The organism is Bradyrhizobium sp. CCGUVB14, from assembly GCF_024199935.1.
Taxonomy (GTDB): Bacteria; Pseudomonadota; Alphaproteobacteria; order Rhizobiales; family Xanthobacteraceae; genus Bradyrhizobium.
Map to the genome: position 1 here is coordinate 2,355,612 of NZ_JANADS010000001.1, position 22,506 is coordinate 2,378,117.

Here is a 22,506-nt window from a genome sequence, read left to right on the forward strand (position 1 = left end):
CAAATCGCAACCAGCACCGAAAGTCGGTATCGGCGGTTGCGCCTCCCCGATTTGAACCTGCTCGCTCTTGCTTACGGGAGACGGTGTCGTGTGCGAGCCATATCAACTGCTTCCAGGATCTGCTCGCGCACGCTAGGACTGCTCGGCGTTCCTCTCAGGACCTGAACATTGGCCAGAAACCAGCGCGCTATTTCGATGCCTTCCGCAGCGATGCGTGGATCGTCACTTGCCAGCGGATCGAGTATCCGACGGATGATGACCGGATTGCTGGATGCGGCTCCCTCTGGCATGGGCAGATGTGCGAAATCCGCAGGCGCAAAGGGTAGGTTGAGGTTCAGTGCCGCCCGACGCAACCGCGTATCTTCGCGTGTGCCGATCAGCTCATCGAGTGGCATGCCCATTCGACCGTAGTAGTCGGGCTGGCGAGTGAGAATGTCGCGATGTGTGAAGATAGGCAGATCAGGTTCGTCACCCGCAAACACCCTGCCGTCGAGTTCGCAAACAACCCGACGGATCGCGAACACCATGGCATCGAGCATGTGGAGGTCCTGTGTGCTCGTAACGTATCCATAGATGGCGTAACGATTGTCGGCGTTCCCGTTGTCCAGAAGATGCGCCATGAATTCTTCGGCGGACCTTTCCCGCCAAAGGAAGATGTCGAGTCCGGCTGGTTTAGTAAGTCGATCGGGCAAGAGCGTGCCGGCGAGTGCCTTTACGTCCCGGTAGAGTCGAACGACATCGTGGCCATAGCCCCTCGTGTCTTGCCCGTTCACGAGCAGCGCCGCCTTCAGATACTTCTCGAGTGCATGCACCGCTAGCCAAAGGAAGTCGATGTTCAGTCGGTTCGCGGCGCACCAGCGGGCGGTGACATAGTTCTCGTCCGCGGTCCGCACAAACAGCTCGCGGGCGAGGTTGTTCTTCGAGGCCTCGAAGCTCACGGACGCGCCTCGTTCAGAAGCGTGCGCAAGTTGTTGAGAATGCCGCCTTCCATCGCCTCGATGGTCTCGCCTCGCAGTGCGGCAAGTTCAGCTACGGTTTGGGCGACATCGCGGGGGCGCACAGGGCGTCCCCCTATCTCCACAAACGGACCGTCCGTTTCGGTCAGCAGACGGTCTGCAGGTAGGCCGGCGACCAGCTGACGATGTTTCGGTGACCGCAGCATTTCGCCATTTACCGAGAAATAACAGCCCAACGCGACGGCCCTGCGCGCTTCTGCGACCGTTCCGGTGAACCAGTGCAGCACAACACGACTCCGTTCCGGCGGCAACTCGCGCTCGACATGGCCAAGTACCTTTCCGACCGCACGCACGCTATGCACCGTGAGCACCTTGCCTCTCTGGTCGGCGCAAGCTTGCAGGATCCTTACGAAAACTCGTTCCTGGGCAGGAAAGCACCGGTAAAAGCGGGGTCCCGCATCGAGGCCAATCTCGCCGACGTAACGGGCGTCTCGCAGATAGTGCTCGAGGAGCGGCAGCTCGCTTTCGCGGTCGCCGACGAGCTGAGGATGTAGGCCGAGAGCCACGCGCACGTGGTCGGATCGCGCTGCCAATTCCCGGTTGCGGAGCCATGCCTTGGGCGTGGTGGTAACCGCAAGCGTTGCCACGCGCTCACGGTCGCATTCGGCGATCAGCGCCGCGTGATCTTTGTAGAGGTCAAGATGGCAGTGGAAGTCGACCAAGCGTGCAGGTCGGTTCGGTGAAACTGTCATTGTGGTCGCGCTCGTACGCCCTGCAGCAATCGGCCGACCTCTTGCAGTCCGGCGACATAGACGGCCTCGTAGTTCTTCAGCCGATCCGGATGATCAACCAGGGGGCCGGGGCGATGGATGTCGAACCGAGCCCGATCCGGCTTTTGCGCGAGACGTGATAGCATGAGCTGGAAGGAGCGCACATGCTGTCCCTCCACCTTTTTTGTGTCGAGGACTCGCGCGCGCGGGTCCGCGATGCGATAGGGCGTGTCGTCGGCGCCCCAGGCTTCCAGGATTGCCGCGCGCCTGATCAGGCATGGAACGCAACGGCCACAATGCTTGGGATCGCGCTGGCTCGGGTCCGGATCGTAGCGACGGCTGGCGGGCGAGGAACAGGACATCGTGTTCCGAGCCTCCTTGCGAAGGAACGCAAGATCCGCGCAGGCTTTCGCCATCTCGCCCTTGGTCTGGAAGGCGTAGGGGTTCTCGAGACGCGTCCGGAGGCCGAGACCGCGCAGCAGCTCGTCAAAGCGCGCCATACTAGTCTGACTGAGTCACAAAACCGCAGGCTTTGGCCGGCCAGAATCAGCGATGGTTGAGGCATCGACCATCAACCGACGAGGCCGACATGAACGGGCGTGGCACCAAGACCAGCGAAATGCGATTTGCGGCGTATTTGGAAGGGCTTGCCAGCGTCATCGGTCATGCGGATCGGAAGGCGCCACTGCGCGACTATTGCGTCGGCCTGATGGCCTGTGGCGGTCGCAAGAGCGTGGAGCCGATGGCGGCGGTGACGGCTCCGGAACGGACGGCCGCCCAGCATCAATCGCTGCTGCATTTCGTCGGCAGCGGCGCCTGGTCGGATGAGAAGGTGCTGGGCAAGGTACGCGAGATGGTCCTGCCGGCGATTGAACGCCAGGGCCCGATCGAAGCTTGGATCATCGATGACACCGGATTTCCCAAGCAGGGGCGACACTCGGTTGGAGTTGCACGGCAATATTGCGGGCAGCTCGGCAAGCAGGATAATTGCCAGGTGGCGGTGTCACTGTCGATTGCCAACCACCACGCCAGCCTGCCTGTCGCCTATCGCCTTTATCTTCCGAAGGAATGGACTGAGGATTGCGATCGGCGGCGCAAGGTGGGCATTCCTGCCGAAGTCGGCTTCCGGACCAAGCCTGAGATCGCGCTGGAGCAGTTGCGGTGGGCCTGTGCGAGCGAACTTCCGCGCGGTGTCGTGCTGATGGACGCGGGCTATGGCAACAACAGCGATCTGCGCACGGAGATCACGGCGCTGGGATTGACCTATGTGGCGGGTCTTCTGTCGAGCACAACGGTATGGGCGCCCGGCACCGGTCCCTTGCCGCCGAAGCCATGGTCGGGCCGCGGTCGTCCCCCGAAACTGATGCGCCGCAACCGTCAGCATCAACCGGCCGCCGTCAAGGCGCTCGCGATCGGCCTGCCGGCCAAAGCTTGGCGCACCATCACATGGCGGCAAGGAACGAACGAAAAGCTGAGCTCGCGCTTTGCCCGCGTCCGGGTCCGTGCCGCGCACCGTGATTATTGCCAAACCACCCAGCGGTTGGAGGAATGGTTGCTGATCGAATGGCCGAAAGGCGAGGACCAGCCTACCAAATACTGGCTCTCGACATTGCCGGAGGATGTGGCATTCCGGACTCTCGTAGAGACGGCTAAATTGCGCTGGCGCATCGAACGCGACTATCAGGATCTCAAGCAGGAAGTCGGGCTTGGCCACTTCGAGGGACGCGGCTGGCGCGGCTTTCATCATCACGCAACGATGTGCATTGCAGCCTTCGGATTCCTGATCTCCGAGCGGGAGACGATTCCCCCCTCAGGCGCTCGGTGCGCCCGGCCGATCCCGCTCGCTCGCGTTCCCGCAGATTACAGACCCCGCGGATCTGCCACTGCGAACCCAACGCCACATTCCAGATTCGATCACGACGATGCGACGGCGGCTCGAACAAGGGCTGGTCCGAACGTTGTTGAGATGTCCTTGTTGTGCGATCAAGTTCGCCCACTCCACCGACCACCGTTTGTGACGCAGTAGGACTAGGAGCCTGTCCGAGTAGTCCCTGTTCAATTGGGTGGGTTTCTGATTCTATTGGCGGCGATGAGCAAGTATTTTCGCCTCTGGAAGATTGATCAGCCGCAGCTTCTGCCGCCCAGCGTGCAGGATTTCGTACCAAGGGACCACTTGTCACGGTTCATCGTGGAACTGGTGCGGGAGAGCCTCGACCTCACCGAGATTAGCGGCAGCTACACGAGTGCGCTCGGCCGGCCGCCGTTCGATCCGCGCCTGATGGTGGCGCTGCTGCTCAACGGCTATGCGAGCGGCATCTACTCCTCTCGGCGCATCGCCAAGGCGTGCATCGAGCGCGCCGACTTCATGATGATCGCAGCCCTCGATGCGCCGGACTTCCGCACCATCTCCGAGTTCCGCAAGCGGCACCTCAACCAGCTGGCCGGGCTATTCGTGCAGGTGTTGAAGCTCGCCGAGAAGGCTGGGCTGGTACGGCTTGGGCATGTCGCGCTCGATGGCACCAAGATCAGGGCGAATGCGTCCAAACACAAGGCGATGAGCTATGGGCACATGAAGAAGCGCCAAGCCGAACTGCAGGCCGAGGTCGATCGCTGGCTGGCCGCCGCCGAGGCCGCGGATGCCGAAGACGACAAGCTGCACGGCACCAAACGTGGCGACGAACTGCCCGACTGGGTCGCCGACAAGCAGAAGCGGATCGCCAGGATCGCTGCGGCCGAGGCTGAGCTGGAGGCGGAGGCCAAGGCCGCGGCCGACGAGGAGCGTCGCATCGAGGCCGAGAAGCAGAAAAGCCGCGAGGCTGAGGGTCGCAAGAAGACCGGCAAGCCCGCCGCGCCGCCATCCGACGAGCCTGCCGCAAAGGCACAGCGCAACTTCACCGATCCTGAAAGCCGCATTCTCAAAACCAAGGACGGCTTCATCCAGGGTTATAACGCGCAGGCGGCCGTCGATGGCAAAGCGCAGATCATCGTTGCACACGGGCTGACGCCGAGCACGAGCGACCATGGCCAACTGGTGCCGCTGGTCGATGGCATCGAAGCCAATCTCGGCCACAAGCCACAACAAGCTTCCGCCGACAGCGGCTATCTGAGCGAGGCCAATCTTGCGAGCCTCGAGCAGCGCGGGATCGACGGCTACATCGCCACCGGACGCGCCAAGCGCCCCACCGCCGACAACGGCAAGGTCGGCGGACCGCTGACACAGGCGATGAGAAAAAAGATTGCCGATGGCGGCTTCGACACCCCCTACCGGCTAAGAAAGCAGATCGTGGAGGCGGTGTTCGGACAGATCAAGCAGGCACGCGGCTTCCGCCAGTTCCTGTTGCGGGGCCTGGCCAACGTGCGTGCCGAATGGGCGATGATCTGCACCGCCCACAACCTCGTGAAGCTCGCTAACCTCGCAAGGGCCGCATGAGCGGGATTCGTGTCGAAATGCGCCAACCAGAAAGCTATCTGGACGGGCTCCTAGTCTTACTGCGTCACAAACGGTGATCTGTGGAATGGGCGAACTTGATTGCACAGCAAGGACGTCTCGACAACGTTCGGACCAGCCCTTGTTCGAGTCGCCGTCGCATCGTCGTGATCGAATTCGGAATGTGACGTTGGGTCCGTAGCGGCAGAACCGCGGGGTCTGTAATCTGCGGGAATACGAGCGAGCGGGATCGGCCGGGCGCGCCGAGCGCCTGAGGGGGGAATCGTCTCCCGCTCGGAGATCAGGAATCCGAAGGCTGCAATGCACATGGTTGCGTGATGATGGAAGCCGCGCCAGCCGCGTCCCTCGAAGTGGCCAAGCCCGACCTCCTGCTTGAGATCCTGATAGTCGCGTTCGATGCGCCAGCGCAATTTAGCCGTCTCTACGAGAGTCCGGAATGCCACATCCTCCGGCAATGTCGAGAGCCAGTATTTGGTAGGCTGGTCCTCACCTTTCGGCCATTCAATCAGCAACCATTCCTCCAACCGCTGGGTGGTTTGCCAATAATCACGGTGCGCGGCCCGGACCCGCACGCGGGCAAAGCGCGAGCTCAGCTTTTCGTTCGTTCCTTGCCGCCACGTGATGGTGCGCCAAGCTTTGGCCGGCAGGCCGATCGCGAGCGCTTTAACGGCGGCCGGCCGATGCTGACGGTTGCGACGCATCAGTTTCGGGGGACGGCCGCGGCCCGACCATGGCTTCGGCGGCAAGGGACCGGTGCCGGGCGTCCATACCGTTGTGCTCGACAGAAGACCTGCCACATAGGTCAATCCCAGCGCCGTGATCTCCGTGCGCAGATCGCTGTTGTTGCCATAACCCGCGTCCATCAGCACCACACCGCGCGGAAGGCCGGTCGCACAGGCCCACTGCAACTGCTCCAGTGCGATCTCAGGCTTGGTCCGGAAGCCGACTTCGGCAGGAATGCCCACCTTGCGCCGCCGATCGCAATCCTCAGTCCATTCCTTCGGAAGATAAAGGCGATAGGCGACAGGCAGGCTGGCGTGGTGGTTGGCAATCGACAGTGACACCGCCACCTGGCAATTATCCTGCTTGCCGAGCTGCCCGCAATATTGCCGTGCAACTCCAACCGAGTGTCGCCCCTGCTTGGGAAATCCGGTTTCAATGGGACCTTGGCGTTCAATCGCCGGCAGGACCATCTCGCGTACCTTGCCCAGCACCTTCTCATCCGACCAGGCGCCGCTGCCGACGAAATGCAGCAGCGATTGATGCTGGGCGGCCGTCCGTTCCGGAGCCGTCACCGCCGCCATCGGCTCCACGCTCTTGCGACCGCCACAGGCCATCAGGCCGACGCAATAGTCGCGCAGTGGCGCCTTCCGATCCGCATGACCGATGACGCTGGCAAGCCCTTCCAAATACGCCGCAAATCGCATTTCGCTGGTCTTGGTGCCACGCCCGTTCATGTCGGCCTCGTCGGTTGATGGTCGATGCCTCAACCATCGCTGATTCTGGCCGGCCAAAGCCTGCGGTTTTGTGACTCAGTCCGACTAGGGCGGCCGGATATAAAGACAGAGGCCGCCAACCGAGGTGACCTACTGCTCGCGGAGCACCTTAATCGATGGCTCTATCGTCAACCGGTAAGCAACGAAATGAGCCGCTCCGAAAGCCTCGATCAAATTGCCACAAGCAGGGCAGTGGTACTTGCCCTCGGTGCCACGCTCAGAGCTGAGCTCAAGACGGTGGAAACCAGCGCCGCAGTCGGAACATGTTACATCACTCTTTCTCACGCTCCGCCTCCTCACGCTGCACGCCGTCACAATTCTTTAACATGTGTTTAGTTGCGGCACATCTCCTTTGTCCAGATCCTCGGTCGGCATCACCATTGCGGTCCGCTGATGCTGAGCGCGTGAGCGCGCGAAAAAGCTGCGCGGTCCGCCGATCACGCGCATAAATTCAACGTTGAGTCGGGCGTAAATTGAGAAACTGTGACTTCACGGCACGGTATGTTGAACGTGCCTGCACCTGTCGGAGGGTGAGTTGGATCAAGACGATCTATCGAGTCGAGACCGAGAAATTTGTACGATACGTACAAAGGCGTGTAGTCGGCAACTCGCCCTTGCAGCCAACGAGTTGGTCACAGTCGCGGTTATCCGCATCGAAAAACCTAATTGACGAATCGTGCGAACTTATCGACATAGTCGGACCTACTACTGTAGGTTAAGTACTCAATTTTCGACGCTCTGCTCGCGAGTAGAGCCATAATTATTTTGTTGCAGGTCGCGTGTATCCAGGGGCTCGATCCTGTTCGGTGCAAGCTGGCATGAATGTCCGAATCCGAGCCCACTCCACCAGCTCAGTGACTATCTCCGCAAACCTGTGAGGGAAATGACGCGATGACTGTGCGCGAGCAGCTCTTTACCCTGTTGCGCAACCTCCGGTGGATGATTGTTCTGTCGGTGGCCATCTCAGTATTGCTCTACTTGCCAGACCAGATTCAAGAGCTTTACCGGATAGCTGCTGATGATATCGGCTGGGTGACCGTCAGGGAGTTTATCGCCCTGGGCGTGATCGCGATAACGATTTGGGCGGGTGCTTTTCAGCTTACCACGGCGTCGCTACCGCTAATCCCCCATGCTTCCGGCCGTTTGGCCTTCTATATACGATTTGCGCCCGTAGCGCTCGGAGCGCTGCCGATAATCGCCGCGACGGCAGGTCAATTCGCCTCGCGGCCGGCGCGAAAGGTCGGTGAGGTCGAGGAAGTCGGGAGTATTTTCCGCATTCAGGACCAGGCGCTCGCATTCGAGCGTAACATGCTGCTCATCCTCGCAATCGCCATGCTCATCATGCTCGTCTGCTTCGTGATATTTGCTTGGCGGATGGGATCAAGAGATCGCTCTATTGATCTCGCGAGTCGAGCCAACAACGCATATTTCATCCGGTATAGATTTCTCGCGCTTACGATCGGCGGCATCGTCCTGTTGACAACAGGATTCATTCTGCTCCCGGATAGGCTTGCACAATTTTTCGGATCGTTCGGCGTGATCGCTCTCTTTGCGGTTTGCGTCGTTGGTCTGACCGTCCACTTTGCCCTGCTGACGATCAAGTTTGCGTTTCCATTTATACCTGTTGTCTTTGGCGGTTTGTTTCTGCTTGCCTCCTTCTTAGGAGGCGACGACCATGAGCTGCGCACCGCGGCTGAGACAAACAGCCTGCCAGAAGATACACGCACGTCCGCCGCCGGGGCATTTCGTGAGTGGCTTTTACAGAAGCCGCGGGTGGAGGAAGCCAAGAGGCTCGGCGAATATCCCGTCTTCATCGTGGCGGCTCAAGGAGGAGGTATCTATGCCGCCAATAATGCGGCTCGTTTTCTTGCGAGGATGCAGGATCTCTGTCCAGCATTTCGGCAGCATCTGTTTGCGATAAGCGCTGTCTCCGGGGGCAGCGTCGGTTCGGCAATCTTCGCCGCTGCGCTCCACGCCGAGAATGCGTCCCTTGGTTCGAATGCTGCCGACGGAAAGACATGCCCGAAAATCGCAGACTTTCTGGCCGGTGTCGGGCGAGTCGAAGATATTGATGCTCCTGGGCCGGTGGAACAGCGTGTTGCAAGGGTCTTGGCGACCGATTTTCTCTCGCCTTTGGTCGCCGGCTTTCTATTCACCGATTTCACTCAAATGTTTTCTCCGGTCGCGGTCCCCGCCTTCGATCGCGCGCGTTTTCTGGAATACACTTTGGAGAACGCTGGTGACAGAATGCTCGATAGCAACAAGGGTACCGGCGATCAATCCAATCTGCTGAGGGCCGACTTTCAGTCCCATTGGGCACCAGGCAACAACATGCCGGCGCTGTTGTTCAACACGACAGATGCCGGCAGCGGCAAACGGGCTGTCATTTCTCCCTTCGATATCGATCCGTTACATCCGAAAGACAAGGACCTGTGTATTCTTGCGGCGCTTGACCGTGCGGGGACCGGGGGTGACCAAACTGTTAAGAGCCACTCACTTCGTATTCCGCTCAGCACAGCTGCTTTCACGAGCGCTCGATTTCCGTGGGTGACGCCGGCGGCGACCGTCTCATTGAAAAATGACTGCATAACAAACAATCCGCAGGCGCGCCTTGTGGATGGCGGATATGTGGAGAATTCGGGGATCGAGACCGCGCTCGATCTGATTGAGAAGCTTAACAGTATCAAGGGCACCTCCGACGCGCCAAAATTCCGAATTTACCTGTTGTCTCTGGTGAGCGGACAGTTCGGAGATCATGGTTCATTTATGTTCGGTGAGCTCATGGAGCCGGTACGCGCGCTTTTGAGCACGCGAACTTCCCGAACCTATGTCGCGCTAAATCATGCAACCAGCATCGATCGTCGACCGGACACCGAAGTCACCCCAAGCGTACAGCGCTTTCCAGCGTTCGGCCGAACGGACATAAAAGGTTTGTTTTACAGCCTTCCGCTCGGCTGGACGTTGTCCCAGAAAACTGAGGATATCATCTCGCTCAGCAGTGGCCGCTTTTGGGACTGCGTGCCCAAGGACGACTTCGATCAGTCCCGCGAGAGGCAGAGCAACGCTGATTGCCTGCAAGTGAAATTGTTTCATCTTCTGAATGGATCAGTCGCGTCAGCGTTTGAAACGCTCAAAGACGCCAAACTCGCACAGGCTGCCTACGCCGATGAGTTAGACAAGGAATATCGACCAACTCCAAAAGTCAGGCCGCAGCCATTACTTGCTTGTTATGAGAGCAATTGGTTGCAAGAGCGCCGTTATCAAAAATACCGGGATAGGGTTGCTGATTACGAGCACCAGCTGACTGAATCGATCAAGGACCATTCGCCGGCTCCTCCACCCGTTCCGCCGTATCGCAAGAGCTACACGGCGTATTTTCAGGCCGAGCAGGTCAAAGCTTTATTGCAGGAGTGGGATCGCGTCGAGGAAACGGACCCTCGTATCCTGGCCTATATTCTGGGATCAGTCTCCTACGACAGCGCCGATTTTACACGTAGTAGCGAGAATTTCTTTTACAGCGCCGTTTCTCAACTCCCTCGCAAATGGCGCGATCGTATCGAAAAAAATAACGCAAAGCTTGTGACCGCCAACAAGCCGGCGGTCGACGTGAATTCATTGCTCAACCATCCCAAGGAATTGGCCAACTTTGTTCTTGGCTACGATGGCAACCCTTTTGGAAACCAGCCCGGAACAGATGACGGTTGGCTGTTTCGTCCGCGAGGAATGTATCAATTGGTCGGACGTGAACAATATCAGGAAGCGCAGGCTCAAACGCAGCAGCTTGGCGAGCTGGAAGGACTTGATCTGCTAACGCTTCCCGACGCGTTACGGGATGCGAAGGTCTCAGCCAAGGCGACTTTCGCTCACTTTCGGCTTCATCCTTACGAAAACAATCGGACACTATTCGAGTTGCTGAAGGATCGTACGAAGGATTGGACAGCCGTGCGCGCATTGCAGACGGACATGGAGCATGCCCCAGCTGATGGCGCGCGTGTCAATGCAAGGAGTGAGATGTTCCTTGGGTGTATCGAGGAGGTGTTGCATCCGACGAAGCTCAAGACCTTGCAAAGCCAGTTCTACGGCGAGGAATGAGAAGGTTGGTCCGCCGGTCCACTTTGCGGTGGAGAGAACGTTGCGCCGAGGTCTCTGCTTTCTACAGCTGATGTTTGAACTCTTAGTTTCGCAGGAGGGATTGCCAATGATGGCAAGGGGTGAAGTGCAAGGATCGAGGTTTCGTCAACGGCTTGCACGACTATTTGCGGCGGGGGCGGTCTTCGCCGCAGCTTTGGGCGTGGGAGCCGCTCCGGCGCAAACGGCGTCAAAGCCGCTTTCGGCCAACGATGTGTCCATCCTCTTTCCTCCACCGAAATCGGCGGGTGACCTGGCTAATCTGATCGCGGTATCCGATCTGGCCGGCCCCACAGGATCTCCGCAGCGACTGTTTTCCGACGCAGACTTCGCGCGCTTTATCGCCAACGCGGAAAATCCCGAGCGTCCGGGAGTGCCGGACTCAGGTGTGCGCCACATCCAGCTGCCCGATGCCGTGAAAAAGATCGATGCCTGGTTTGTCGCCGGCATTAGGATCGATCCGGGCGCGCCGGGATTGTCGCCGGACGTCATCGCACAGTTTGGCCGGCAACCGCAAATCCGCCTCATCATTCAGCCGGTGACCACTGGACCGGACGGATTCAAGGTTCATGACACGGCCGGCCACCTTATCTTTAGCTTTAACCTCGACCCGGATCCGCCGCTCGATGGCTGTATGCCATTCCCGCGATTCAAGCCGGACGACGAAGCCTTCAAGGCGATCGTTCGTGACGTCGCGACCTTGCGCGATCAACTCGCAACCGGACATTTGGGCGGTGTCAAAGTCTCGACTGCCGGCGATCTGAACGTGCATCCAGGCCTTGTGGGTGCATCGGCAAAGGCGTTTCGTGATGCGCTCAAGGCCCTGCTGGAGAAACATCTCTCACCGCAGCGCCTCAACACCATGGCCGTCATGGGCATTTCACCGCCCGAGCCCTGGATTTTCGTCTCGATGTTAAGGGTTCCGCAAGCCGGCTTGATACCTGTGCCCGGCCCGACGCTCGATGGCCTGCACGCAGCACAGATGTTCAGCATCGTCGGCGGAAAACACGTCGTCCCGCAGCCGGTTACCAACAATCAGAATCCGATCACCTGCCGCCACGCGGCGTTGCAAAATCCGCCTTTGGCAGCCGCCGATCGCAAGGGTGTTTCGACCTCCGAGTTCATTGACGGCAAGGCGCCCAACAGTCGCATACTCGAAATTGTCAATATCATTGCCGATCCGAAAAAGAGCCACTTCTTCAATACCGATTGCGTCAGCTGTCACACCGAGACGGCCCAGCCGCTCGCCAGGAAAATTCCAAACTTCGCAGTGCCGGGCGTGAACCGAGCAGTCTTGCCGAAGGAAAGCTGGAATGTTCGCAATTTCGGTTGGTTCCCATCGTTCTTGAACGGCGGCCCGGCGGCGGCGACGATAACGCGCCGCGCGGCAGCGGAAACAGCTGACGTGGTCGCCCTCATCAATAGCCAATTGCTGAACAAGTAACAGACGCCGTCACCGTTACCGGATGCCTGCCGGCCCGGCTTGGTGCACGAAAAAAATGAATGGAGTGGTTGCTATGGGGAGACGTTCTTTCGGCTCTCGACTTAGTTCCTGGGTAAGGCGCTGGCCGCATGTCGCCGGTCTATTGTTCGCAATCGTCGTCGTCGCGATCGTGTCGGTCGGCTGGGTGTATTTCGCGCCGGAGAAGGTTCGCGATGCGGCTCTTAAAATCAAGAACGACGCAAATCTGGTCGCTCAACTGCTGCCTGCCACGCTGCCGGAGCCATCGAAAATCGAAAGCGCCTATTGGCTGCCGCAGAATTGGAGCTCGCGCCAGCGTTACTGGTTTCACCACACATCGCAGGGGACGGCGACCATTCCTGTCCCCTATCAATGGTTTTTGGCCCTGGAACGGCCGGAGCTGTCCATCTCTTACACGAGCTTGACCGACGAGGACTACCTGCGCCGCCTTGGCTTCATCCCGAGTCCTGGCTCAAAGGACTTCGCCGGTAACGCGCCCTCATACGGTTATCACGAGGATACGTCGAATGGGGACGCTGCGAGCTCCAGTTGGACTCCAAACGTACCCGACAATCCAAATGGCTTGCCTGTCGGCTTTGCCATCGTTAAGGGCGGTGTCGACCCGACGACGGGAGCCTCGTATGAAGATCAGATCGGATTAACCTGCGCCGCTTGTCATACGGGGCATCTGGAATACAAAAATGTCAGCCTTCGGTTCGACGGTGGGCCAGCGATGGTCAATCTCGGCGAGGTTGAAAGGGTCATCGGACTGTCTATCGGCTACACGCTGATTTTGCCGTGGCGATTCGAGCGTTTCGCCAGCAGGCTGGAGCAGATCAAGGGCCAAAGCGTCGATCGAAAGCAGCTTCGAAGCGATCTGGAGCTTGCGCTCCAAAAGATCAAGAAGCAAAAGGCGCAGGGCGATAGCCTTTTGACGGGACAGGGAGTTGCGGATCTCGATGAAGGTTTCGGTCGACTCGACGCGCTGAACCGGATCGGGAACCAGGTTTTCTATAGCAACCTTCTCGATCCCGTGACCGGTGAACTCCCCGATCCCCTCCTCAAGGGCAACTTCGCGCGCCACGATGCGCCCGTGAGCTTTCCGCCCATCTGGGACACGCCGTATTTCCTCTGGGCACAGTATGACGCCTCCGTTCTCAACGAACTTGTTCGTAATTCAGGCGAGGCGCTCGGTGTTAGCGCGAAAATCAATATGACCGCGCCCGGACGGCCACTTTTTGCCTCATCGATACATCTATCCGACATCGCGCGGTTCGAAGAGCTTCTGCGCGGCGCCGATCCCTTTTCGGCGGCCGATGCAAGTGGCAGAAAATTTACCGGGCTCGTAGCGCCCAGGTGGAAGGACGCGCAGGAAAAATTTCGGGGCGACCAGGCTTGGGCCATTGACGAAAACCTCGTTGAAAAAGGCCGCGATCTCTATCGCGCGCATTGCTTTGAATGCCACCGAGGCCCGGTCAACGATCCTTCCTTCGACAAGAGATGGCCGGAGGATTCGTTCTGGAAACCGGAAAATCCCGATCGCTCCGCCAAGAACGAGAAAAATTGGGTGGAGATAGGGGGGCGGCATTATTTTAATGTGACCCAGATGCCGGTCACCGCGATCGGCACCGATCGTCAACAATCCGATGTCCTCACGACGCGCCGAGTTCACTTACCCGAGTCACTTGGATTAAATCCAGTCGATGACCTCAACAGAGCCTGGGGTTGCGGCCTTCCAGCGAACAAAGGGGCAGATCCTCTTTTCGTACTCGCCCTCATGGACGTGGTCGGAAAGACAATCGACCAATGGATCATTGCGAACCGCACTTCCGAGGAAGCCAAGCAGCAGATGTGGGGACCTAGGAAAAACTGTCAAAACCAACGAGTCTATGTTGGGGCTCGGGCGAACCGTAACGGAAAGGACGAAGATGTTCTTGCCCTTGAACCTCAGTATCGGGCGCGCCCGTTGGATGGTGTTTGGGCGACAGCTCCGTATCTGCACAACGGGTCCGTGCCGACGCTGAGAGACATGTTGTTGCCGCAGAAGGAGCGGCCGACGTCTTTCTGCGTTGGCAGCCGCCAGTTCGATCCAGTCAAAGTCGGGCTTGTTACGAAGACGAAAGCGGACGATGCCTGTGCGGCCGGCCTGACGGACTTCAATGTATCGCTGCTTGGAAATAGCAATCGTGGACATTCGTTTGAGGGCAAGGAGACCGACGTGACCAAGCTCCCGCCTGGCGTCATCGGACCAGAATTGACCGATGTCGAGCGACGAGCACTTGTCGAGTATCTCAAGACGCTGTGAGATATCTGTTGATTGGCGGTGGTTGCCCTGATCGACCTACCGATCTTTATCCGCTTGTGGTGCTGCGTACAGAATTGGCTGCGGAGCCCTGCGGGATAGGTTTTTCGTGGGAATGTGACCTAGCCCTGGCGAATTTGCTCCTCGAAGCGAGCCAGTCGGCGCCGCACTTCCTGCACAGGTAGGCGGCATCTCGGATGCGCGAAGGGAATGTTCCGCGTCCTGAGTTTTCAGGGTCTTCGTGAAGTCGTGTGGGTGGATTTCATGCAAATTCAACCGCGAAAGGCATCAAAGCGCTGGCAGCATGCAGGTAAGGATTTTGAGGCGAAGGTACTCTTCGTCGCGTATCCCATAGGCCCGTCGTTGGATAACTCGGATCTTGTTGTTGAGCCCCTCGACGAAGCCCAGCGAGACATTGTTCTCCTGCTTGCGATATGCGGCGATGCCATCCCAATGACGATCGATCATGTCGGCGAACTTCTCGTAGGGTTTCAACCTCTGCCATTTGAGCGAGGCGCGCCATTGCTCGAAGAAGCGCCGTGCCCAGCCCTCGTGCTCATAGCTCCAGAGCTGACCAAAGGATTCCTTGAGCAGGTAGGCGGTATGGAGTCGTTTGTTGGCCCGCAGCAATGTCTGCAAAGCTTGTCGGCCCTGCAACGTCAGATTCTCCTTGCGCGACAGCAGCGTATATTTCTGTCCCTTGATGAAGCGACGGTTCTTTCCCGACAGCCGCGCATACTCGCTCTTGCGAACCTGATCGAGGGCTTCGCCGAGGTGGCGAATGATATGGAACTTGTCGAACAGGATCGCGGCCTGCGGGGCATGCGCGGTCGCGGCGTTGCGAAACGGCTTCCACATGTCCATCACGGCGAGCCGGATACGACCGCTCTTGTTCGGGCCAAGCCATTGATAAAACTGGGTCATACTGGCTTCCGAGCGATCGTTGCCGCCAAACCAGATCGGGCGTTCGCGAATGAGGTCGCTGACCACGATCCGATAGGTGTGGCCCTTGCGGACCGAGATCTCGTCGATGCCGATCACCATCGGTGCCGGCGTTCCAGCCTTGGCGAGCTGAGCGCGCATGGACTGCTTGTCGAGCTCCTTGACCGTGTGCCAATCCAGCTTGAGCTCCTTTGCAATATCCTGGATCGGAGAGCTGCGGCAGCGCCGGCCGACATAGAACGCAAACCGCTTGGTGTAGAGCGGATTGTCCGCCAGGAATTCCAATCGCTCGCGCTTCCTTGTCGCAATGCCGGCACCTGATGCGCCGCACCTCGAACTCCAGAAATATGCGCAAGCCGGCGGTCGGAAGATCCCGAACGCGGCGAAGCTTGCGATCGTACCATCCGGAATGCTCTCGCCCGCATGTGCCGCAGCTGGTTTTTTTGAGCGCCGAACCAGCGTGACAATCCGCGCATGCGGATCGCCAAACACACCACGGATCTGTTCGATTGGTCGAAAGCCGGCAAACCGATATGCATCACGCAACCGCCGCCGCTTCGTTGCAGTAACCAAAATTCTTCCCCCGACGCTGCCAATACCTCGCCTGCGGAATCATCTCCGATTCGCGAACGAAATCCGAGCACCGGTCAAAATCCCAAAAGCCGCTATCCACGGGCCTTTCGCGGTTGAATTTGCATGAAATCCACCCACACGACTTCACGAAGACCCAGTTTTCATTGTATTTAGCGCAGCCTCAACGCCAAGTGGTTGAAGCCGCTCCAGCACCTCTCGCGCCACCATCCGATCGAGGCGCATTCCACCGAAGCCAAGACAAGCTGCGACGGCTGCCTTGGTGAAATCTCCGCGGCAGACATATCTCAGCGTGTCGCCGCCTCTACCTGAGTACTGAACGTATAACCGCCGACCACATCGCGCGCAGCGCAAAAGCCCAGGGAGAAGTGCCTCGCCGCGTCGGACGGCGCCCCGACCCAGATAGCTCTTGCCGTTGGCATTGTCTGCAATGAGGCGCTGGTTTCGAATAAACTCATCCCAGGAGATGTAGCCCTCGTGATGCTCGCGGAGCAGCACGTCCCAGGCTTTCCAATCTCGTTGGGGATTTCGCTTTACCTTCTTCCGACCGTTCTCGATCGTCGTCCGAACACATAGGCACCGGCATACACAGGGTTGGTGAGCATGTGATTCAACGTCGTGTAGCTTGGTGTGCGCCATTCGATTTTCGGATCGTGCGAACCTCCAACGGCGAAGGGTAGCGCGATCTTTTCCTGGAGCAACCGGAGCAAGACCTGCCGGATCGATTGGAGCTCCACAAACTTCCTGAAGACGAGATCCAGCGCCTCGCGGACACGTACGTCCGGGTTTTTCTCGATTCGATCATCCTTCGTCTTCACATACCCGACCGCGACCGTCGTGAAGTGCTCGCCGCGCCGGGCCTTTTGTTTGACGGCTTCGACTGATCGCTGTCGAATGACACTGAGCTCCAGCTCGCTCATCGTACCCTTCATCCCCAAGAGCAATCGATCGTTAATCGACCGAGAATCATAGACACCATCTTCGTCGATAATGAGCGTGCCGACCAAGCCGCAAAATTCCAACAACGTGTGCCAGTCTCGACCGTTTCGAGCGAGGCGGGTGGCCTCGATTGAAAACACCGCACCGACGCGCCCTCGCAGATTAACGCCAACAACCGCTCAAATCCACGTCTCGCAACGCCGCAGCCGGACTTGCCGAGATCATCATCAATAACCTCGACACCGCTCCAGCCGAGTGCGCGTGCGCGAGCCTCAAGGCCGTATTGCCTGCGTTGGCTCTCCAGGTTGTGGACAACCTGGTCGACCGAGGACTGTCGAACGTAAACCACGGCGCTGCGCACCAGGTGATCAGCGGTGATCTTCGTCATGATCCACCTCTTGACTTGACTGGGCGGGTGGGGCAGACACCTTTGCCGCGGTTTCGTTGAGCAGGAGCGACAGCAACTTTGCGGCCTCGGCTTGCACCGCCTGAGGTAGATGCTCTGCTTGCGCTGTTTCGAACAGATCCGGTTGCTGCCTCTTTTGTATCGTCTTGGACATGGGCTCCTCCCTCAGCGGGAGGCGATTCCTCCCAACGCGAGGTTACGAGGACGTCAATAAATGTCCGAAGCTCAAGAAGCTGGTCTATTGGTAGAAACGGATCAGCTACAATTTTCGTCGATGCTGCTTCGGGCTCCGTCATCCATGCCGACAGAAGATGGAGACGGCCGTTCTCGCGGCGAACTGTGAAGTGGCGACGGCCATCATGGATTTGTTCGCTGAGAACGATCAGGTCTCGGCCGGCGTCGGGATGGAATGGATATGTTACTCGAACTTCGTTGCTTGAAATCCCTGCATCATGCAGCCCCTTCGGAAGGAGGAGGCGAGACTTGGTCGATACTTTCTTCGCTTCTTAACACGGCAAAATTGAATGGCCTCGACCCCGAGGCCTATCTCGTCGACGTTCTCGAGCGCATGGTGAGCGGCGCCACGAAGGCCAACCAGCTGCACGAACTTCTGGCTTGGAACTGGAAGGCCGCACGCGAAGCCGAAAAGCGGGCCGCAGCATGACAAAGCCGAAGCAACGGCGAGGAAAGCGGGCCAAGACGACGATGGCGGACTATGCCATGTCGTTCGAACAGCTCGGGCAATGGATAAGCGAGGGCGCCAGGGCGCCGGCGCTTCGGCATCCGCGGGCGACATCGCTCTCCATGCTCGACGGCGCAGTGGCCGCGGTCGTCGCCGGGCCGGTCTCAATGGCGTCCGAGGAATGGGTATGCCCGCTCCTTGGCGTAGATCCCGACGCCTTCAATCACGATACCGAGGAGTTCTCGGCGATCGCCGCCACGCTGATGCGCCACAACGCGATCAGCGAGACGCTGTCGACGAGACCGGAGAGCTTCGAGCCGCTGTTCGTGCGATCGCCGGACGGCGAAGTCGACCCGCGGCCCTGGTGCATGGGCTTCTACGCCGTCATGAAGCTTCGGCTTCTCGTCTGGTGGCGCCTTCTCTCTCCGAACGGCACTGAACACCTTATGCTGCGGCCGATCCTGATCCATTGCATCGATGACGCCGGTCGGCCCTTGCTACCCCCGGCCCGGCACACGCTGGGAACGCTGCCCGTCGCTCAAAACGCCTGGCGTGACATTCCAGTAGCCGTTGAGGCCCTGCGGCAGTTCTGGATGCCTATGCGCTTCAAGCGTGGCGCGTAGGCCGTCCACGCCAAGTCCGTGGTCTGCTCGTACCGCTAACCCGAGTTCGCGGATTCGCGGACAGAAATCGTGATTTTGCGATTTTCTGACGAGCTAAGTGGTTGATCTGGAAAGGGCGGCATCGTCAGTTTTGGCCGAAAACGGCTGTAGTGAAGACCTACCCGATTCCCAAGGGCGTGATGGTGCGGGTAGATTCGCCGCGTCATGTTCCTGCGACGCACCGAGCGAAAGAAGAACGGCAAGACGCACAGCTCCTGGAACATCGTTGAGAACAAGCGTCTCGATGATGGCCGCGTGGTGCAGCGGCATGTGCTGTATCTCGGCGAGATCAATTCCTCGCAGGCAGCGAGCTGGCGCAAGGCGATCGAGGTCTTCGACGAGGACGCCGGCCGCGCGCGGACACTGGCGCTGTTCCCGGAGGATCGATGCGAGGCGGTCGCATGCGATGCATCGATCGTCCAGCTTCGGCTGTCGGAGATGGAGCTTCGCCGTCCGCGTCAATGGGGCGCCTGCTGGCTGGCGGGGCAGTTATGGCAGGAGCTTCGGCTTGATCGGTTCTGGGCCGATCGGCTGCCCCCGAGCCGCAAGAAGACCAGGTGGGATCAAATCCTGCAAGTGCTCGCGACCTACCGGCTGATTGCGCCGGGCAGCGAATGGCGTCTGCATCGCCAGTGGTTCGGCAACAGCGCGATGGCTGATCTACTGGGCGCGGACTTCGGCCTGGCGGAAGAACACAAGCTCTATGCCTGCCACGATCTCCTGCTCGCGCACAAGGATGCGCTGTTCTCGCATCTGGTCGGGCGCTGGCGCGATCTATTCAATGCCGACTTCGACGTGCTGCTGTACGATCTGACCAGCACCTACTTCGAGGTCAACGCCTCGGACCTGCCGGAAGGAGCCAAGCGCCGCCACGGCTACAGCCGCGACAAGCGGCCGGACTGCCCGCAAGTCGTGATCGCGCTGGTGGTGACGCCTGACGGCTTGCCGCTGGCTTACGAAGTGCTGCCCGGCAACACCGCCGACAGCAAGACGCTGCGGATGTTCCTCGACAAGATCGAGCTGCAATACGGCAAGGCGCGCCGGGTCTGGGTGATGGATCGCGGAGTGCCGACCGAGGCCGTGCTGGCCGAGATGCGCAACAGCGATCCGCCGGTGCAGTACTTGGTGGGAACGCCGAAGGGCCGTCTGAACCGTCTGGAGAAGCACCTGGTGGACAGGCCCTGGCAGGATGCGCGCGAGGGCGTGAAGGTCAAGCTTCTGGCCGAAGACGGCGAGCTCTATGTCTTCGCGCAGAGCCATGATCGCGTCACCAAGGAGTGCGCCATGCGCCGGCGGCAATTGACGTGGCTGTGGAAGCGGCTCCGGCAGATCGCCGCCATGGAGCTCTCCCGCGAAGAACTGCTGATGAAACTCGGCGGCGCGCGCTCCAAGGCGCCGGCAGCCTGGCGTCTGGTCGACATCGAGATCGACAAGCAGCGCCCGAGCTTCACCTTCGCGCTCAATCGCAGGAAACTGCGGATCACGCGCCGGCGCGAAGGCCGCTATCTGTTGCGCACCAACCTCACCGACAACGATCCCGCCCAGCTCTGGCAGTACTACGTCCAGCTCGTCGCCGTCGAAGAGGCCTTCCGCAACCTCAAGGGCGACCTGGCGATCCGCCCGCTCTTCCATCAGGGCGAGGCGCGGATCGAGGCCCACATCTTCATCGCGTTCCTGGCTTATTGCATGCAGATCACGCTGACCCGCCGTCTCCACGCTTTGGCGCCGGGGCTGACCGCGCGCAGCGCGCTCGAAAAATTTGCCGCCGTCCAGATGATCGACGTTCATCTGCCGACGACAGATGGGCGCGAGATCCGGCTCACCCGCTATACCCATCCCGAGCCCGAACTCCAGCTCTTGATCGATCGGCTGAAGCTCCGCCTGCCACCGCAGCCGCCGCCCAGGATCGCCGCTGCCGCCATCAACCAAGCCAGTCGCCGTAGTGAAGACCTTTTGAGCTAAGCCATTGACTGCTTGATGTCGGCTCTTCAAAAACCGACGAATCCGCGAAGACGGGCTAACAGTCTTATTGATTGGCCGTCGAGATCGGAGCGGCGGGTGACGTAGACGGGATGATTTTTTGCAGCGTGCCCCTGTTGTGCCCCAGACTTTTAAGGGCACACCGTGCGGGAAGCAGGCTTCTAAGTCATTGGAGATACGGAAGAAATGGTGGGCGCACAAGGGATCGAACCTTGGACCTCTCCCGTGTGAAGGGAACGCTCTCCCGCTGAGCTATGCGCCCGGGACCATCATGCAGACGGCCGGACCTCGTCGGCCGGCCGGCGCATCGGAGCCCGCGATTTAGAAGTGCGGGTGAGACGTGTCAAGTTTTCAGGCGGCTCGAGGCCGGAAAACCTTGCCTCAGTGTCTTAAATCCGCGGCGAGGCCGGATTTCGGGCGATTTACGCGCCCTGCTGGCGGGCGCGGGAGGCGTGGGCCTGCAGCGCGCGGATGCGCTCGGCGAGCGTTCCGCCACCCTCGGGGAGGGCAGCTGCGACCGCGCCGTTGGCAGCAGAGCCGTTGGCCGGGCGGGTGGCCTGCTTCGGTGGCTGGCCGGCCTCGGCCGCCAGCAGCGCCTCGATCGGCGAGTTCGGGCCCTCGAGCTGCATCGCGAGTTTTGCCACCTCGGCGGCGATGTCGTTGATGCGTTCGCGCAGCAGCGCATTCTCCATGCGCTCGGTCGCCCAGGAGCTCTCCGCCTGCTGCTGGATCGCATTGATGTCGCGCTGGAGCTTTGCGCGCTCGTCGCGGGCGGTGCCGAGCTGTTCTTCCAGCGCGGCCTTCTCCGCACGCATCGCCTCGAACGCGGCCGACGACTTGCCGCCGCTCAAGCCGGCGATCTCGACGCGCAAGTCCTTGATGGTGCGCTCGGAGCCTTCGTTGGTCTGGCGGAGCTGGTTGTTCTCATAGTCGCGCTCGGCCAGCAGCTTGCCTTGCGTGGCGAGACGGCCTTCGAGATCGGCGACGCGGCCGGACAGCATCTCGGCCTCCTTGACCTGCACGATCAGCTGGCGATCGAGCTCGGTGACGCGCTGGCTCAGATTCTCGACGCGGCCGCGCGCATCGGACAGATCGCGCGAGGCGACTTCCGAGTCAGAGCGCTCCTGCGTCAGCCGGGCCTGCGTCGCGGAAAACTCCTTCTCGGCATCGCCGACGCGGTTCTTCAGTTCCTCGATCTGGGCGCGCACCGCGACCAGCTCGACCTGGCGGCTCTCCGCCATCATCGAACGGTCGGACAGTTCGGAATTGATCTTCGCGAGCTCGCCCTGCTTGTCGCTCAGCGCAATCTCGGCCTCGCGCAGGGCGGCGGTCTTGGCGTTGAATTCCTCTTCGGTGGCGCGGAGCTGCTCCTTGACCGCCTTCTCGCGCGCCTCCAGCGCGAAGATCGTGGCGTTCTTCTCGCCGAGCTCGATCTTCATGCGGTTGATGGCGTCGCTCTTCTTGCCGAGCTCGGCGAGCTGGCTCGTGGTCTTGTTCTTGAGCTGGTCGACGCTCATCTCCAGCCGGCGCGCCGACATGGCGAACTCGGCGCGGAGCTGGTCCTTGTCGGCCTGGATCTCCGCCATCGACAGCGGCGTGGCGGCTTCGAGCCGGCGCGTGGTCAGGCGGACCGCGCGGTTATGCACCAGCGGCACGATGGCAAGCCCGCACAGCATCGAGAGCAGGAAACCGATCGCCAGGTACATGATCGGTTCGACCATGGGTCAGAGCTCCAAAGACAA

17 protein-coding genes, 1 tRNA gene and 2 pseudogenes are annotated in these 22,506 nt (G+C 59.9%); 8 read left to right on the plus strand and 12 right to left on the minus strand.

Annotated features, from left to right (window positions below; translation table 11 throughout):
* Window positions 1-71: 71 nt before the first annotated feature.
* From NLM32_RS10890 to NLM32_RS10900, 3 genes are read right to left on the minus strand one after another with little or no spacing between them, the layout of a single operon-like run.
* Entirely contained in the window at window positions 72-938 is an 867-nt protein-coding gene (locus NLM32_RS10890) for a HEPN domain-containing protein (RefSeq protein ID WP_254128983.1), read from the minus strand.
* Window positions 935-1,708: a Qat anti-phage system TatD family nuclease QatD gene (qatD, locus tag NLM32_RS10895; RefSeq protein WP_254128984.1), complete on the minus strand. Its 774-nt coding sequence runs from the start codon at window positions 1,706-1,708 to the stop codon at window positions 935-937. Before qatD ends, NLM32_RS10890 begins: the two co-directional genes overlap by 4 nt.
* Window positions 1,705-2,226 (minus strand): hypothetical protein, encoded by a 522-nt coding sequence (locus NLM32_RS10900; protein ID WP_254128985.1) that lies wholly within the window; start codon window positions 2,224-2,226, stop codon window positions 1,705-1,707. The genes qatD and NLM32_RS10900 overlap by 4 nt, the downstream gene beginning before the upstream one ends.
* An 89-nt stretch (window positions 2,227-2,315) precedes the next feature.
* Between NLM32_RS10900 and NLM32_RS10905 the strand changes: the two genes are divergently transcribed.
* Together NLM32_RS10905 and NLM32_RS10910 are read left to right on the plus strand one after the other, a co-directional pair.
* Window positions 2,316-3,752, plus strand: coding sequence for an IS701 family transposase (locus NLM32_RS10905; RefSeq protein WP_254128466.1), 1,437 nt, complete (start codon window positions 2,316-2,318; stop codon window positions 3,750-3,752).
* Between the two features lie 63 nt (window positions 3,753-3,815).
* Complete coding sequence (locus tag NLM32_RS10910) at window positions 3,816-5,156, plus strand: IS1182 family transposase (protein WP_254128467.1); 1,341 nt, start codon at window positions 3,816-3,818, stop codon at window positions 5,154-5,156.
* A 56-nt stretch (window positions 5,157-5,212) separates the two neighbouring features.
* Here the strand turns inward: NLM32_RS10910 and NLM32_RS10915 are convergent, their stop codons facing one another.
* Complete coding sequence (locus NLM32_RS10915) at window positions 5,213-6,631, minus strand: IS701 family transposase (protein ID WP_254128986.1); 1,419 nt, start codon at window positions 6,629-6,631, stop codon at window positions 5,213-5,215.
* A 930-nt stretch (window positions 6,632-7,561) separates the two neighbouring features.
* On the opposite strand from NLM32_RS10915, the gene NLM32_RS10920 reads away from it, so the two are divergent.
* The 3 genes from NLM32_RS10920 to NLM32_RS10930 all read left to right on the plus strand — a co-directional run bounded on the left by NLM32_RS10920 (window position 7,562) and on the right by NLM32_RS10930 (window position 14,565).
* On the plus strand, window positions 7,562-10,762 hold the full coding sequence (locus tag NLM32_RS10920) for a hypothetical protein (protein ID WP_254128987.1): 3,201 nt from the start codon (window positions 7,562-7,564) through the stop codon (window positions 10,760-10,762).
* A gap of 40 nt (window positions 10,763-10,802) precedes the next feature.
* A complete protein-coding gene (locus tag NLM32_RS10925) occupies window positions 10,803-12,242 on the plus strand; it encodes a hypothetical protein (protein ID WP_254128988.1) in 1,440 nt (479 codons plus the stop codon).
* 142 nt (window positions 12,243-12,384) lie between these two features.
* A complete protein-coding gene (locus NLM32_RS10930) occupies window positions 12,385-14,565 on the plus strand; it encodes a di-heme-cytochrome C peroxidase (protein WP_254128989.1) in 2,181 nt (726 codons plus the stop codon).
* 285 nt (window positions 14,566-14,850) lie between these two features.
* Here NLM32_RS10930 and NLM32_RS10935 read toward each other — a convergent pair whose 3' ends face one another.
* From NLM32_RS10935 to NLM32_RS10955, 6 genes and pseudogenes are all read right to left on the minus strand, one after another.
* A complete protein-coding gene (locus NLM32_RS10935) occupies window positions 14,851-15,915 on the minus strand; it encodes an ISL3 family transposase (protein ID WP_375143632.1) in 1,065 nt (354 codons plus the stop codon).
* A pseudogene (locus tag NLM32_RS46340) lies at window positions 15,821-16,039 on the minus strand (transposase family protein); the annotation flags it as partial. The gene NLM32_RS10935 and the pseudogene NLM32_RS46340, both read right to left, overlap by 95 nt.
* A gap of 182 nt (window positions 16,040-16,221) precedes the next feature.
* Window positions 16,222-16,734, minus strand: coding sequence for a recombinase zinc beta ribbon domain-containing protein (locus NLM32_RS10940; protein ID WP_254128990.1), 513 nt, complete (start codon window positions 16,732-16,734; stop codon window positions 16,222-16,224).
* Window positions 16,629-17,120 carry a recombinase family protein gene (locus NLM32_RS10945; protein ID WP_375143551.1) on the minus strand — a complete coding sequence of 164 codons (492 nt, stop codon included), beginning with the start codon at window positions 17,118-17,120 and terminating at the stop codon, window positions 16,629-16,631. Before NLM32_RS10945 ends, NLM32_RS10940 begins: the two co-directional genes overlap by 106 nt.
* The gene (locus NLM32_RS46345; RefSeq protein WP_375143552.1) at window positions 17,024-17,422 is read right to left on the minus strand and encodes a recombinase family protein; all 399 of its coding nucleotides are present in this window, start codon (window positions 17,420-17,422) and stop codon (window positions 17,024-17,026) included. The genes NLM32_RS10945 and NLM32_RS46345 overlap by 97 nt, the downstream gene beginning before the upstream one ends.
* The gene (locus NLM32_RS10955; protein WP_254128992.1) at window positions 17,403-17,594 is read right to left on the minus strand and encodes a hypothetical protein; all 192 of its coding nucleotides are present in this window, start codon (window positions 17,592-17,594) and stop codon (window positions 17,403-17,405) included. The genes NLM32_RS46345 and NLM32_RS10955 overlap by 20 nt, the downstream gene beginning before the upstream one ends.
* Before the next feature lie 318 nt (window positions 17,595-17,912).
* Here NLM32_RS10955 and NLM32_RS10960 point away from each other — a divergent pair.
* The 3 genes and pseudogenes from NLM32_RS10960 to NLM32_RS10970 form a co-directional block, all read left to right on the plus strand.
* Window positions 17,913-18,104, plus strand: a pseudogene (locus NLM32_RS10960) (transposase domain-containing protein); the annotation flags it as partial.
* A 41-nt stretch (window positions 18,105-18,145) separates the two neighbouring features.
* Window positions 18,146-18,745, plus strand: a complete 600-nt coding sequence (locus tag NLM32_RS10965; protein ID WP_254128993.1) for a UPF0149 family protein — start codon at window positions 18,146-18,148, stop codon at window positions 18,743-18,745.
* 204 nt (window positions 18,746-18,949) lie between these two features.
* Window positions 18,950-20,746 (plus strand): IS1634 family transposase, encoded by a 1,797-nt coding sequence (locus NLM32_RS10970; protein WP_254128994.1) that lies wholly within the window; start codon window positions 18,950-18,952, stop codon window positions 20,744-20,746.
* 205 nt (window positions 20,747-20,951) lie between these two features.
* Here NLM32_RS10970 and NLM32_RS10975 read toward each other — a convergent pair.
* Together NLM32_RS10975 and NLM32_RS10980 are read right to left on the minus strand one after the other, a co-directional pair.
* A tRNA-Val gene (locus tag NLM32_RS10975) sits at window positions 20,952-21,026 on the minus strand.
* Window positions 21,027-21,186: 160 nt separating this feature from the next.
* Window positions 21,187-22,485 carry a hypothetical protein gene (locus tag NLM32_RS10980; RefSeq protein ID WP_254128995.1) on the minus strand — a complete coding sequence of 433 codons (1,299 nt, stop codon included), beginning with the start codon at window positions 22,483-22,485 and terminating at the stop codon, window positions 21,187-21,189.
* Window positions 22,486-22,506 lie beyond the last annotated feature (21 nt).